Origin of the sequence: Maritalea sp. S77 (assembly GCF_049801075.1) — a bacterium.
Classification (GTDB): Bacteria; Pseudomonadota; Alphaproteobacteria; order Rhizobiales; family Devosiaceae; genus Maritalea.
In genome coordinates, this window is record NZ_JBNAGG010000001.1 from 1,043,245 (window position 1) to 1,055,920 (window position 12,676).

13 protein-coding genes are annotated in these 12,676 nt (G+C 51.6%); 7 read left to right on the forward strand and 6 right to left on the reverse strand.

From position 1 onward, the window contains the following. The first annotated feature begins 11 nt into the window (after positions 1–11). Positions 12–560 carry a molybdenum cofactor biosynthesis protein B gene (gene moaB / locus ACP15Y_RS04985; protein WP_424981893.1) on the forward strand — a complete coding sequence of 183 codons (549 nt, stop codon included), beginning with the start codon at positions 12–14 and terminating at the stop codon, positions 558–560. A gap of 152 nt (positions 561–712) precedes the next feature. Next, a complete protein-coding gene (locus ACP15Y_RS04990) occupies positions 713–1,861 on the forward strand; it encodes a PA0069 family radical SAM protein (RefSeq protein WP_424982465.1) in 1,149 nt (382 codons plus the stop codon). Between the two features lie 169 nt (positions 1,862–2,030). Here the strand turns inward: ACP15Y_RS04990 and ACP15Y_RS04995 are convergent, their stop codons facing one another. Further along, positions 2,031–2,801, reverse strand: a complete 771-nt coding sequence (locus ACP15Y_RS04995; RefSeq protein WP_424981894.1) for a lysostaphin resistance A-like protein — start codon at positions 2,799–2,801, stop codon at positions 2,031–2,033. Beyond that, the gene (locus ACP15Y_RS05000) at positions 2,798–3,394 is read right to left on the reverse strand and encodes a TetR/AcrR family transcriptional regulator (RefSeq protein ID WP_424981895.1); all 597 of its coding nucleotides are present in this window, start codon (positions 3,392–3,394) and stop codon (positions 2,798–2,800) included. Before ACP15Y_RS05000 ends, ACP15Y_RS04995 begins: the two co-directional genes overlap by 4 nt. 254 nt (positions 3,395–3,648) lie before the next feature. Here ACP15Y_RS05000 and ACP15Y_RS05005 point away from each other — a divergent pair, with 254 nt between their 5' ends. Next, positions 3,649–5,268, forward strand: a complete 1,620-nt coding sequence (locus tag ACP15Y_RS05005; protein ID WP_424981896.1) for a hypothetical protein — start codon at positions 3,649–3,651, stop codon at positions 5,266–5,268. A 28-nt stretch (positions 5,269–5,296) separates the two neighbouring features. On the opposite strand, the gene ACP15Y_RS05010 is transcribed toward ACP15Y_RS05005, so the two are convergent. Next, positions 5,297–6,031, reverse strand: coding sequence for a helix-turn-helix transcriptional regulator (locus tag ACP15Y_RS05010; protein ID WP_424981897.1), 735 nt, complete (start codon positions 6,029–6,031; stop codon positions 5,297–5,299). 92 nt (positions 6,032–6,123) lie between these two features. Between ACP15Y_RS05010 and ACP15Y_RS05015 the strand changes: the two genes are divergently transcribed. Further along, entirely contained in the window at positions 6,124–7,056 is a 933-nt protein-coding gene (locus tag ACP15Y_RS05015; RefSeq protein ID WP_424981898.1) for an alpha/beta fold hydrolase, read from the forward strand. An 80-nt stretch (positions 7,057–7,136) separates the two neighbouring features. Here ACP15Y_RS05015 and ACP15Y_RS05020 read toward each other — a convergent pair whose 3' ends face one another. Then, positions 7,137–7,943 carry a mechanosensitive ion channel family protein gene (locus tag ACP15Y_RS05020; protein WP_424981899.1) on the reverse strand — a complete coding sequence of 269 codons (807 nt, stop codon included), beginning with the start codon at positions 7,941–7,943 and terminating at the stop codon, positions 7,137–7,139. A gap of 200 nt (positions 7,944–8,143) precedes the next feature. On the opposite strand from ACP15Y_RS05020, the gene ACP15Y_RS05025 reads away from it, so the two are divergent. Both ACP15Y_RS05025 and ACP15Y_RS05030 read left to right on the forward strand, forming a co-directional pair. Beyond that, positions 8,144–8,749 (forward strand): ribonuclease HII, encoded by a 606-nt coding sequence (locus tag ACP15Y_RS05025; RefSeq protein ID WP_424981900.1) that lies wholly within the window; start codon positions 8,144–8,146, stop codon positions 8,747–8,749. A 122-nt stretch (positions 8,750–8,871) separates the two neighbouring features. Beyond that, positions 8,872–10,017 carry a site-specific DNA-methyltransferase gene (locus ACP15Y_RS05030; RefSeq protein ID WP_424981901.1) on the forward strand — a complete coding sequence of 382 codons (1,146 nt, stop codon included), beginning with the start codon at positions 8,872–8,874 and terminating at the stop codon, positions 10,015–10,017. 107 nt (positions 10,018–10,124) lie between these two features. Here ACP15Y_RS05030 and ACP15Y_RS05035 read toward each other — a convergent pair whose 3' ends face one another. Beyond that, positions 10,125–10,742, reverse strand: coding sequence for a TetR/AcrR family transcriptional regulator (locus tag ACP15Y_RS05035; RefSeq protein WP_424981902.1), 618 nt, complete (start codon positions 10,740–10,742; stop codon positions 10,125–10,127). A 72-nt stretch (positions 10,743–10,814) separates the two neighbouring features. Between ACP15Y_RS05035 and ACP15Y_RS05040 the strand changes: the two genes are divergently transcribed. Next, positions 10,815–11,564, forward strand: a complete 750-nt coding sequence (locus ACP15Y_RS05040; RefSeq protein WP_424981903.1) for an SDR family oxidoreductase — start codon at positions 10,815–10,817, stop codon at positions 11,562–11,564. Between the two features lie 3 nt (positions 11,565–11,567). On the opposite strand, the gene mutY is transcribed toward ACP15Y_RS05040, so the two are convergent. After that, positions 11,568–12,638: an A/G-specific adenine glycosylase gene (mutY, locus tag ACP15Y_RS05045; protein ID WP_424981904.1), complete on the reverse strand. Its 1,071-nt coding sequence runs from the start codon at positions 12,636–12,638 to the stop codon at positions 11,568–11,570. Positions 12,639–12,676: the final 38 nt, after the last annotated feature.

The following is a 12,676-nucleotide window of genomic DNA, read 5'->3' on the forward strand; positions in this document are numbered from 1 at the left end:
TGTGAGCTGCAATGTTCAAATTCAATATCGACGAATCCAAAACCCTTATCCCGCTGCACATTGCCATTTTGGCCGTGTCCGACACGCGTACCCTGGAAAATGACGATAGCGGTGCGCTGCTCAAATCCATGATTGAGGAAAGCGGTCACAAGGTTTTGGATCGGCAAATCGTCAAAGATGATGTGGACGCCATTCGTGGCGTGGTTGAGCCTTGGCTCGCAGATGAGAACATTGATGTGGTGATCACCACAGGCGGTACTGGCTTTGCCAAGCGCGACGTGACGCCAGAAGCGCTTGAGCCGTTGTTCGACAAACGTATTGATGGGTTTTCCGTGCTGTTCCATCAATATTCAGCTGCGCAGATTGGCACCTCCACCTTGCAAAGCCGCGCCACGGCAGGCTTGGCGCGGGACACGCTGGTGTTCTGCCTACCCGGCTCTAAAGGTGCCTGCCGTGATGGCTGGCAGGGCGTGATCAATTATCAATTGGATAGTCGTCACAAGCCGTGCAATTTCATTGATAATATCCCCCGCCTAAATGTGGCGCCAGACCATGACTGACGGGGCTTAGCTCCGTTTTCGGCGCGGTTGAACTTCTTAAAATCGCGTTAAATGTTCTTTTTTTGTTCTCATTTCTGTGCTAAGAATCGGTTCTGAACTGATTTGAACTGAGCGCGCTTATTTGCGCCAAAGGCACGGAGACTAAAATGGGAATGAACGCAGTATTTCCGCCCTCACCGGAAAGCCTGGCGCGTATCGCAAAAAGCGGCGATGCGGATGTGTTGTCGCGCACCATTATCGCACCACATCTTAATCGCGGCCGCGGCGCGCAATCCAATCAAACCTCAAAGTTTGAACCCTATAGCCGCGAGACCATGGATGATGGTTGGGGCAACCTTGATGCGTTGGAGACGGTGAAAACCACGGTTCGGGACGAAAAGTCCAAGAGCATCATCACCAAAAATGACTCACCGGACATTCATTTTGACCGCTCCATCAACCCTTATCGCGGGTGTGAGCATGGCTGCGTTTATTGCTTTGCCCGGCCGACACACACTTATCTGGGCCATTCGGCAGGGCTGGATTTTGAGCGTGAACTTTACGCCAAGACCAACGCTGCAGATCGGCTTTATGAAGCATGGCTGAATAAGAAATATGGTGTGAAACCAATTGCTATTGGCACCAACACGGACCCTTATCAGCCGATTGAGCGCGACAAGAAGATCATGCGCGCCTTGCTTGAAATGTTCGTGGCGCATAAGCACCCGATCACCATCACCACCAAATCCAGCCTGATTGTGCGGGATTTGGATTTATTGACCGAGTTGGCCAAGCAAAATCTGGTGCATGTCACCATTTCCATCACCTCGCTCGACCATCTTTTGTCCCGAAAGTTAGAACCCCGTGCGTCCTCACCCGCACGGCGGCTGGAAGCGGTGGAGTTGTTGTCAGCAGCGGGCATTCCCGTTTCTGTGGCGGTTGCCCCTATCATTCCGGCGATCAATGATGCGGAGATTGAAAAGATTTTGGCCGCTGCCTCTGCCAATGGGGCAAGTGGCGCGGCCATGATTATGCTGCGCCTGCCCGGTGAAGTGCGGCAATTGTTCCGCGAATGGCTGCTGCGGCATTATCCGGACCGGTTGCGCCATGTGCTCAATCTTGTGCGCGATGTGCGGCAAGGTCGCGAAAACGATCCGCGGTTTCATTCGCGCATGGCCGGGCAAGGCCCCTATGCCTTCTCGCTACAACGCCGGTTTGATCTGGCGCTGGAACGCTACGGCATGAAAAAGCGCCTGCCGCATTTGCGTACTGACCTTTTTACACCTCCGAAAGTAGACGACCCGCAGCTAAGTCTGTTCTAGGATTCCCCTATCCTTTGGCCCGCTAGCCACCAGACTTAGCTCTCTACCAGAGCGACCGCCCCAATCGTCGTGCCCCCGCACGGTACTCCAACATTTTGGGGCGGCGCTCTGGACATTTTTTAGTGCGGCATTGTTCTGCCGTTCAAATATGCAATTCGCCATAACGCTTTTAGAAGGGCAGCCACCGCAGGCCGGATTGTCCGGTTCGTGCAAAAACGATAATGCACGCGCAAATCGCAAGCACGAGATAGGGCCCGATGCTCATGGAAAACCACGAGTTGGGATCTTTAAATCCTGCAAATATGGCTAGATTTGCAGCAACATTGACCGACAAATGTATCAAGATTGCAGGCAATATTGAGCCACCAGAAATTGTGTAGGCTGCCCCGATGATCACAGAGTAAAGCATAACGTGCACCGCAAAAAGTGGCAGCGCGATCTGCGCGTGGGGCGAGTCGATTGCCCATAAGGGCAAATGCCAAATCAACCAGATTCCTCCCACAATCAATGATGCTTCTAACCAGCCAAATCTTTGGTTTAGATGTTCCTGAAGAATGCCGCGCCACCCCAGTTCCTCGCCCAATGGGCCAAGGATCAGGTTAAAGCCAATCATCGCGAAGAGGAGCCCAACATTGAGCGGTGTTGTTGCCTCCTGCGCAAGTGGGCGCATCAAAAGAAGCAGTATGATGGGTGCGATGATCATAAGCCAAACTTCGGGCGGCACTGTCGATAGTTTGACGGTACGGCTCAATAAGTCGGGTAAGCTTCCGTTTTTAGCACTCACCAACAGTGCGGCCAGTGTCGGCCCCCACACCATGATCAGCCAGAATGGCAGCCCCACTGCTGTTTCGGGAGATCTGGCGGCCGGGATTGCCCAGATACACGCAAAGCCGGCGAGTGATATGGCAAATGTAAGTCCGAGAAAAAGCACAGGCATCATGCATTCCCAACCTTTTTGAGTTCTGCAATTGCGGATTGTAGTTCTGATGGATCTTTTAAGAATTTCTCCAGGGCTTGAAGCGCGGTTGCCGCAAATCCTGCGGCCTGTGCATCGTTCCATTCGCCGAGAATTTGGCGCCGATTGATATGCATATTGACCGTTAGAAACAGCTCCGCCACATGACCTGCGTCAAATTCGGGGCGAATGATGTCCCCGAACCGCAAGGCCAGCACTTTGTTCAAATGCTGCCCCATCGCCACCTCGAGACTGGACAGATATTCCAGCTGCTCTTCTTTGGTGTTCAGATTGGCGACGATGCCAGGGTCGTTGCCCAAATGGCACGACCCAGCATCTAGCAACACGGCAATTGGCCACACGCTGGTTTCTCGCAGCACATCAGCCAATGCCAATATCTCCTCTTCCACCAATGCGTCTAGCACTGCACGCTTGTTGCCAAAATGGTGATAAAGCCCCCCGCGCGACAATTGGCAGGCAAGCCTTATGTTTTCCATTTCGGTGCGCGCATAGCCTCGAGCCGCAAATAGCTTTCGTGCTTCTGCCAGAATACCTGCGCGGCGATCATTTTTCGTCAATCTTGTTCGCATAATGGCGTTTATACCGACATATGTCGGTAAATGCAATAGCAAAAGCCAGCGGATAGGCGACGCCTTAATATCCGCCAGCTAAAACCGCTTCCGCCTGATCGGAGTGCACGCCCCAATTGTCGTGTCCCCACACGGTACTCCATTATTTTGGGGACGTCGTTCCGGATATTTTGCCGTGATTTCAATCAATTAATATTATATCGTCGGAATCAACTCATTCTAGTTTTATTAGGTTTTTCTAAATGACACTCGACGGATTTCTTGGCTTTATTGCGCTATTTGTGGCGTTCTATGCAATTCTTCCTCCTGTGACCCGCCTTCGTGTCCAGCTACATTTGAAATACCAAATTCCGCTAGCCTTTCTTGCCATCCTATTGGTACTATATTTCGAGTTTTTCTACGTTCTGGGGCAGCCCTGTTATGTAAATGAACCTGAAATATGCGACCTGATCAGCTTTAAAAAAGGAGGAAACTTCACGCCTCAACAAGCTGCTTTCTTAGTTGCTTTTTGCTGGATGTTATTGGCAATCGTACTCAACAACATACTAAAGCCAGGTTCCAACTCAATTTCGGCAATTGGTAAAATCACTCAGGAGCTACTCCTCACACAGCGATTTGCTGAATTACTGCACTTCATGGGACCTAATCTTAAACTAATTGAAAGGACAGCTAATCGAGAGCTTTCAATACAGAAATTGCACGACTGGCTTGCTAATAGAAACTGGTTTACACGACAAAATGTGCAAACCCTCAGAACTGGCCAAAGCGAAGAAGCCAAAGACGAAAAAACAAGAACTCTCGAAGCTGTATACGAAAAATTCAGGCATAGCATCAGCTGGACGTCGAAGCTCGTGCCTGGCCAATACAAGGTGCAAGCAGAAGCGGAAAGTATCCTCCGAAGTTTGCTACAGTCAAATGAACTTCGAAGCTTCATTACTTCTATGAGACCTGATATATTACCGGATTTAATGTCCATTAGACTGCAATCCCGCTTCAATTTTGCGGATAAGGTAATGCAAGATTTAATTTCAGAAAGCAGTAGCAGGCTATATCAAGAAATATCGAACAACGAGAACATCAATAGTGATTTTGGATATGCAATTGCCAAGCAAAACTATTTACTGAGTTATTTGTTTAGCAATATAAGAACAGCAGAGCGGCTTGCAGTATGGAAACCTGTCGGAGATTACGTCATCAATCATATTCGGGCCGGTTCAAAAACCAGTTACCACGAAAATTTAAACGATCCTCCTGATAACTTTGAGGAAACTTGTTGGAAAGATTGCACGTTCGTAGCCATACGTTTTTTTGATATAATGGTGAACGAAGCCATACGCCAAGGACTGCCCTATCATATGTGGCTGATGTATCTTCAGCACTTCGCCGACGAGCTGGTAAACTGCTACACAGAGTCTGCACCGGGCTTTGATAAACACTCTGAGTTCCCAACGACAAGTGCACGTTTATTGTATGAAATAGTCCATGTTCTAGGCAATTGGGTAGTTGCAAGCAAACACATAGAACAAGACTCACCCCATACGGTGAAACAAAATAGTGATGAGACTGACCTATGGATCATTCCTATTGGTGCAGCAACGACAATTGGAAAAGTCTTTTTAAGAGTAGCAAAGTCAGATGAAATCAGTATCCATTTCGTTCAATATTTACACAATTGCATATTGAACGACATGTCAGATCTTGCACAAGGTAGCAAAATACGTGCAATGCTAATTGATATTTTACTCTCGGGTGGAAATAGCCATCCAGATGCGGAATATATGGAAAAACTTCGCTTCTATTTCTACAATACTGACCATGTACTTAGAGATCAGCTAAAAGATTATGCACAACGACTGAAATAAGCTGAGACTTTCGACACGATGTTCCCCTTTAAATCGTCTGATAAAATGGCCGATAAATTCCGGTAAAATCCTCTTTCGGGCGCAGGGTGAAACTGCCCTCCACCAGCTTTGCCTGTTTGATCCGGTCAATGCGGAACACGCGAGACGAATCGCGCAGGTGGTCCCAGGCGATGATGTACCAGATCGGCCAGTTGAGCAGGATATATTGGGCTTCGATCACCCGCGTGCGGCGCTCCATGGCTTCGTTTTGATAGTCGATCTCCAACAGCCCCTGCTGCAGGAACGCCTCGGCGATGCGCTCGGAGATTTGTTGTGGCGGAGGCGCATATTCTGAGAGCATAAATTTGTTGGCGTTATCGCCAATCATCACCCGCTTGCGGATATTGCTAACAGCGCTGCGCTGCTTTTGTGGAAAGGCTTGAAACAGCCTTTGCTTAATGGCTTTCAGGTTGCTGGTGAGCAACGGCGATTGCAGGCTTTCGACAATCGCGAGGGAGAGGATCAGCTCGATCACTTCATAATGGCTTAGGTTCAGCCGCTCGATGCCCCAGCGCCCATCCAGCCGAATGCCACCGCCTCGTCCTCGGTCAGAGTCAATCGGATAACCCGCCTCTTTCAACGCCGCCAACTCGCGCATCAGGGTACGTTGGCTGACGCCCAATTGCGTGCGCAAATCGGCTGTTGTCCAATGATCTTCAGATCGCAACAACCCTAAAAGCCTGCTGCGCCGTTCGGCCCGCTTTTCAAAATTATTGTCGCCCATGCATTTAATATGTCAGAAAATGGCATATTTATCCATAGTCTCCATTTTGCGAAATATCTCGAAAAGTGAGCAGGTAGAGACAAATGGATATAATGATCAATTCAACTGAATTTCCTCAACCCACCATGATCGCGGTCAATGGCGTTGAGCTGGAAGTTTTTGAGGCTGGCCAAGAGCATCGCGGCAACCCAATTGTGCTTTGCCATGGTTGGCCCGAACATGCATTTGCCTGGCGGCACCAAATTCCAGCGCTTGCCGCGGCGGGTTATCATGTCATTGTGCCCAATCAGCGGGGCTATGGTCATTCATCTTGCCCAGATGAGGTGACCGCCTATGACATTGCGCACCTTACGGGCGACCTCGTCGCTCTGCTTGATCATTTTGGCTATGATGATGCGATTTTTGTTGGTCATGATTGGGGCGCCAATGTGGTGTGGAGCTTGGCGCAACTGCACCCGCAGCGCGTGCGCAAAATCATCAATTTGGCCCTTCCCTATCAGGCACGCACCGAAAAGCCATGGATTGAATTTTTGGAGGAAATTTTTGGTGGCGATCACTACTTCGTGCATTTCAACCGCCAACCGGGCATCGCCGATGCCGTGTTGGATCAAAACACAAAACGCTTTCTCAACAATCTGTACCGCAAAAATGTGCCCCTCGCCCCGCCAGAACCGGGCATGATGATGATCAATCTCGCGAAAGCGGAACTCGCTTTTGGCGACCCAATTTTAAGCGATGAAGAATTAGCGGTTTTGGTTTCTGCGTTTGAGAAGAACGGTTTCACCAGCAGCATCAATTGGTATCGCAATATGGATCGCAACTGGCATCTATTGGCCGAAGTCGATCCAATCATAAAGCAGCCAACCTTGATGATTTACGGCGAGCAAGACATGATCCCAAAATCAGAAAACCTCGCTGATTTTGTGCCAAATGTGGATATAGTCAGCCTTGATTGCGGCCATTGGATTCAACAGGAAAAGCCTGAAGAGACCAATCAGGCCATCCTGAATTGGCTTGGAAAATAGAGCGCGTTGAGCGCTCCATGAAATCAAAAAGCCCGCCGGTTTTCCGGCGGGCACTCATTTTACCTCGTTGCAGCTGGGGTTTAGCCTTCCTTTTGGATCTCCACAGAATGTGGGTAAGGAATGGAAATTCCGCCCTTATCAAAGGCCTCTTTCACTGCTTTCGTCATGGCAAATTTCAGGTTCCAATAATCGGCCGCATTGCACCATAGGCGCACAGAAATATCCACGCTGCTGTCGCCCAAATTGGTCACACGTAGCCACGGCTCCGGCGTATCCAAAACACGCTCATCTGCTTTTGCGAGATCTTCGATGATTTTCATCGCAACATCCGCATCGTCGCCATAATCAATGCCGAACAGCAAGTCGCAGCGACGTGTTTTGTGATGGGAATAGTTGGTAATGATCGAGCCCCACGCTTGGCCGTTGGGGATGATGATTTGCACATTGTCGGGTGTCACCAATTCGGTCACGAACAAGTTGATATCCACCACGGTGCCAGACGTACCGCCAATATCGACAAATTGCCCATTTTTATAGGGGCGGAACAGAATAAGCATAAAGCCTGCCGCCAAGTCGGACAGTGTGCCCTGCAATGCCAAGCCGATGGCTAATGTCGCCGCGCCCATAACGGCCACAAGCGATGTGGCTTCGATGCCGAACAGTCCCAAAACGGTGATGCCAACCATCAGCAGGATGGCCCATTTCACGATCGCGGCGATAAAATTTCCAATCGTGTTGTCAATCCGCTCATTGGCAGCGACCTTTCTGCGCACCAGACCAGAAACGGCGCCAGCCACGATCCAACCCACAATTAGAACGATCAGTGCTTTGATTGCGTTGAACACAATCGGCCAGTAGCCCATTGCCATTTCAGCCATCTGATCCATAAAAATTTCTCCTTCGTTTCTGGCTCATCTCAGTGATAGTGGTGATTTGTTTCAATAGTTTATCAGCCGTCAATTCGGTTTGAAAGTCGGCGGACATTTTTGTTTCGCCTTCCCTACCGCCAATCTCTATGGCACAAAATGGCATGGCTAAGCGCGATTCACACCCCACTTCTCAGTCAGATCTTTTTGGCGACCCCGACATGTCACTCGAAGACTCGTTTCGCGAGCAAGGCAATATTGTATGCGGTGTAGATGAAGCAGGCCGTGGCCCGTTGGCCGGGCCCGTTGTAACGGCTGCTGTCATTTTGAATCAGGCCAATGTGCCCGATGGATTGAATGACAGTAAGAAACTGACAGAGAAGGCCCGCGACCGGCTTTATGATGAGATATTCAAAAGCGGCGCCTTTGTGGGCATTGCCAGCGCACCGCCGGAGATGATCGCAGCGCACAATATTCGTGGCGCGACTTTAATTGCCATGCGTCGCGCGGTGGAGGCTTTGGCCCAGTTGCCGGACGTTGCGCTGATTGACGGTCGCGATGTGCCGCCTAACCTGCCCTGCGCTGGTCACTCCTTGATTAAGGGGGATAGTCGGTCCTTATCCATCGCTGCGGCTTCGATCATCGCCAAGGTCACGCGAGATCGTGCGTGTGAGATCATGGAACGCGATGCGCCGCATTTCGGATTTTTGAAGCACAAGGGATATGGCACCAAGCAGCATTTGACTGCCTTGCTCGACCATGGTGCCTGCTATCACCACCGCAAAGATTTTAAGCCGATCGCAGAAATAATCGCGAAAGAAAAGTGATTCAAAACAGCACTTTAGGCCCGAGAGCTCAATATTTACTTTTGGTTTACCATAAGATTTAAAGCTCGCTTAACCCTAACAAATTACAACTGGCGAGGTAGTATTGCGTTAGGGTTAAGTAAATGTTGCGTGAGTTGGGTTCCGAGGCGCGGGATATGGCGCCAGCTTCTGAGGAAGCGAAAGAAGTTTTGCCAATCGACACCATTTTGGTTGGCGACTGTATCGAACGGATGAATGCCCTGCCCGCCGGGTCAGTTGATCTGGTGTTTGCCGATCCTCCCTATTTTCTTCAATTGGATAAGGGGCTTACACGCCCGGACCAGTCACATGTGGATGGTGTTCATAATGATTGGGACAAGTTCAATGATTTCGCCCATTACGACAAATTCACCCGCGACTGGCTTGCTGCTGCAAAGCGCATTCTCAAGCCGAATGGCGCGATTTGGGTGATCGGGTCTTACCACAATATTTTCCGCGTTGGCGCGACGTTGCAAGACCTTGGCTATTGGATGCTGAACGACATTATTTGGCGTAAATCCAACCCGATGCCAAACTTCCGCGGCACGAGATTTACTAATGCACATGAGACACTTATCTGGGCCAGTAAAAGTCAAGATTCAAAGCCTGTCTTTAATTATGACGCGCTGAAGCAGGCCAATGATGACACGCAAATGCGGTCTGATTGGTTGTTCCCGATCTGCACGGGGCAAGAGCGGTTGAAGGATGAGAATGACGACAAGGTGCACCCAACGCAAAAGCCAGAATCGCTTTTATATCGGGTGCTTATGGCAACCACTAAGCCGGGCGATGTGATCCTTGATCCGTTTTTCGGCACCGGCACAACAGGTGCTGTGGCCAAGAAACTGGGCCGCCATTTTATCGGGATTGAGCGCGAGAGCGATTATATCAACGCGGCGCTGAAACGCATTGCGACCATCAAGCCGCTGGACAAGGTGGTGCTGGAAACAGTGAAGGGCAAGCGCGCGGAAAAGCGGATTCCGTTTGGCTCTTTGATCGAGCAAGGCATGGTGGAACCGGGCGCTATCTTGTTGGATTCAAAAAAGAAATTCAAAGCGGTTGTACGCGCCGATGGTTCCCTTGCCTGCGAAGGGCATGAAGGTTCGATCCACAAAGTGGGGGCCGCGGTGCAAGGGCAAACGGCCTGTAATGGCTGGACCTATTGGCACATCCAACAGGGCAAAGACCTTGTTTTGATTGACGAATTACGCGCGGACATTCGCTCGCGCATGGAGAAATTATCAGCCTGACCTCCAGTACTGCATACAGGCAACCTGACGCCGCTGGTCTAAGTTGGATCAGCGGCTTTTTCTTGTCCGCTAAAACTCCAAAAAGTTTTAGATAATTTCAGCAAATTTCAGTTTTCTCCGGCCGCTTTTATATAGCCGTGTGCCAAAATTTGCGCGCGGGCAAAGATTTGGTCCGCATCTGCGTTTTGCGTGGCCAAAATCCCCTCGATCAACCCGTTTAAAGCGAAGATCAAATCACGCGCCACCATCTCAGCATTTGGCACTGCGAATTTGACGAGCATTGTCGAAATGATTTCCGTGAGGCCGCGCTTGAAGGCAAGGCTTTCGTCAGCGAGAGGCAGGAAGCTTTCGGCATAGTCGAGCGTACGTCCCACCATCGGCCAGCGCAATTGGTGGGCGATGGTCACGCGCAACAAATTGTCCAATGCCTGCTCCAGCGTCAGTTCAGCAGTTTGCGCTGCCGCGTCTGCCAATGCATCGTGCAATTGGCTGCGCTTTTGCCGGATCAGTTCGATCAGGATTGCATCCTTGCTTGGGAAATATTGGTATAGCGTACCCACGCTAACCCCAGCCACCTCGGCGATGTGGTTGGTGTTGAGTTTCTCCAACCCGTGCGTTTGTAAAATGCGAGTGCTGGCCTGCAAAATTGCGTTGACAGTGGCGCGAGCGCGTGCTTGGCGCGGCTGTTTGCGGGGGCTGGCGGGTTGTGCGACGGGCGAAGTCAAATGCGAGTTTCCAAAACTGAGTAATTGCTCAATTATCACACTCAACAATTTGATTGTAAATGAGGTGTGGTGATGGGATTTGACTTTTCGGGCAGCAAGGCGCTGGTGACCGGCGGTGCGCGGGGCATTGGGCTGGAGATTTCAAAACTGCTGATCGCGCGGGGGGCTCAGCTTATTGTGGTGGGCCGCAATGAAGATGATTTGCGGCGGCTGCAACAGCAATTCCCTCAAGCGGTGACGCCCTATGTTTGTGACCTTGCGCAGGCTGAAGCGGTTGACCGACTGATTGAATTTCTGCGCACCGCACATTTGGACCTGAATGTGCTGATCAACAACGCAGCGCGGCAGGTTGAGATGGATGCGCTCGCAGGCAATACAGCACAGAATATTGCGGATGGGCGCAATGAAATTGCGCTCAATCTTGATGCGCTTATCTCTTTGAGTCTTGGGCTGTTGCCGCAGTTCGCGCGGCAAGAGCGGGCGTTGATCTGCAATATCAGCACCGGGCTGGCGATTGCGCCGAAAGCGGCCTCCCCCGTTTATTGCGCCACAAAGGCGGGCGTGCGCAATTTTAGCCGCGCGATCCGCTATCAATGTGAGGATGAAGCGCCGCAGATTCAGGTCAGCGAAGCGGTGATGGCGCTGGTGGATACGGAGATGACAACTGGGCGTGGCACCGGAAAGATTACCCCGCAACAGGCAGCGCTTGAGGTGGTGAATGGTCTTGCCAAAGGGCAGCATGAAATCTGGGTGGGCAAAGCTAAATTGCTGCGGTTTTTAAACCTGCTGGCCCCGCCCATCGCCGCGAAGATTTTGCGCTAAGGGCTATTTCAACGCCTTTTGCAGCACTTTTTTGAAGGCGGTCGGCAAGGCTTCCCCCTCAACGGTTTCACGCGGCTGCCACCACCCTTCAGCCGCCGGCGGCCTGTCGCTTTGGATGAACCAGACGGTTACTTCCAAGGCGAAATGGGTGAACACATGGTCGATGGTGCCGCGCTTGTGCCAATCGCCCACGAATGGAAATTCAGGTTCGGTGCGCTCGCCAATCCACTCGCTGCCGGGCACTTCGGTCATGGCGGCGAGCAGGCCTTTTTCCGGGCGCTGGCGCAGGAAGATTTCGCCCTGTTTGTTTTGCACCACGAAGGCATGGCCAAAGCGCTGGGGTTTTGGCTTTTTCGGCGCGGCCACCGGATAGTTTTCCGGCGCGCCGGATTTTCTGCCCGCGCAGTTTTGTGCGATGGGACAAATCAGACAGTTGGCGCGTTTCGGGGCGCAAATGGTGGCGCCCAAATCCATCAGGCTTTGGGCAAAGTCCCCGGCCCGCTTGGGCACGGACCGCGCCACCACGTCGCGCACAAAGGGCTTTTCGTCGCGCACCGACTTCTCCAGTGCAGTATAGCGCGCCACCACCCGGTCCACATTGCCATCCACCACGGCCACTTGCTCATCAAAGCAAATCGCGGCGATGGCGGCGCTGGTGTAAGGCCCTATGCCGGGCAGTTTTTGCAACTCCTCGGCGCTGGCGGGGAAGATGCCATTGTGCTCGTCCACCAGCACCTGGGCGCAGGCGTGCAGATTGCGGGCGCGGGCATAATAGCCAAGGCCCGCCCAAGCTTTGAGCACATCGTCGCGCGGGGCGGCGGCCAAATCAAAAATGGTCGACCACGTGCTGGTGAAGGCCGCGAAATATTTCCCCACCGTGGGCACGGTGGTTTGCTGCAACATAATCTCCGACAGCCAGACGAAATAAGGGTTGGGCAACACCCCTTCTGCCCGCGCCTGCGGCCCCACGCGCCATGGCAGGGTGCGGGCCGAACGATCATACCAGTCGAGCATCGCTTCCGCGTCTAAAGTGGGGGCATTTTTCCCCCTAGTTTTTGAGATTTTTTCATGCATGATGGGCACTGTACTGCGTTGCGCCGCTGGCTCAAGCC

Excerpts from the sequence above, each read along its gene's own strand:
- ACP15Y_RS05020 (WP_424981899.1), bottom strand. The coding sequence starts at position 7,943 with ATGGATCAGATGGCTGAAATGGCAATGGGCTACTGGCCGATTGTGTTC.
- ACP15Y_RS04990 (WP_424982465.1), top strand. The coding sequence starts at position 713 with ATGAACGCAGTATTTCCGCCCTCACCGGAAAGCCTGGCGCGTATCGCA.
- ACP15Y_RS05005 (WP_424981896.1), top strand. The coding sequence starts at position 3,649 with ATGACACTCGACGGATTTCTTGGCTTTATTGCGCTATTTGTGGCGTTC.
- mutY (WP_424981904.1), bottom strand. The coding sequence starts at position 12,638 with ATGCATGAAAAAATCTCAAAAACTAGGGGGAAAAATGCCCCCACTTTA.
- ACP15Y_RS04995 (WP_424981894.1), bottom strand. The coding sequence starts at position 2,801 with ATGATGCCTGTGCTTTTTCTCGGACTTACATTTGCCATATCACTCGCC.
- ACP15Y_RS05010 (WP_424981897.1), bottom strand. The coding sequence starts at position 6,031 with ATGGGCGACAATAATTTTGAAAAGCGGGCCGAACGGCGCAGCAGGCTT.
- moaB (WP_424981893.1), top strand. The coding sequence starts at position 12 with ATGTTCAAATTCAATATCGACGAATCCAAAACCCTTATCCCGCTGCAC.
- ACP15Y_RS05025 (WP_424981900.1), top strand. The coding sequence starts at position 8,144 with ATGTCACTCGAAGACTCGTTTCGCGAGCAAGGCAATATTGTATGCGGT.
- ACP15Y_RS05040 (WP_424981903.1), top strand. The coding sequence starts at position 10,815 with ATGGGATTTGACTTTTCGGGCAGCAAGGCGCTGGTGACCGGCGGTGCG.
- ACP15Y_RS05015 (WP_424981898.1), top strand. The coding sequence starts at position 6,124 with ATGATCAATTCAACTGAATTTCCTCAACCCACCATGATCGCGGTCAAT.
- ACP15Y_RS05030 (WP_424981901.1), top strand. The coding sequence starts at position 8,872 with ATGTTGCGTGAGTTGGGTTCCGAGGCGCGGGATATGGCGCCAGCTTCT.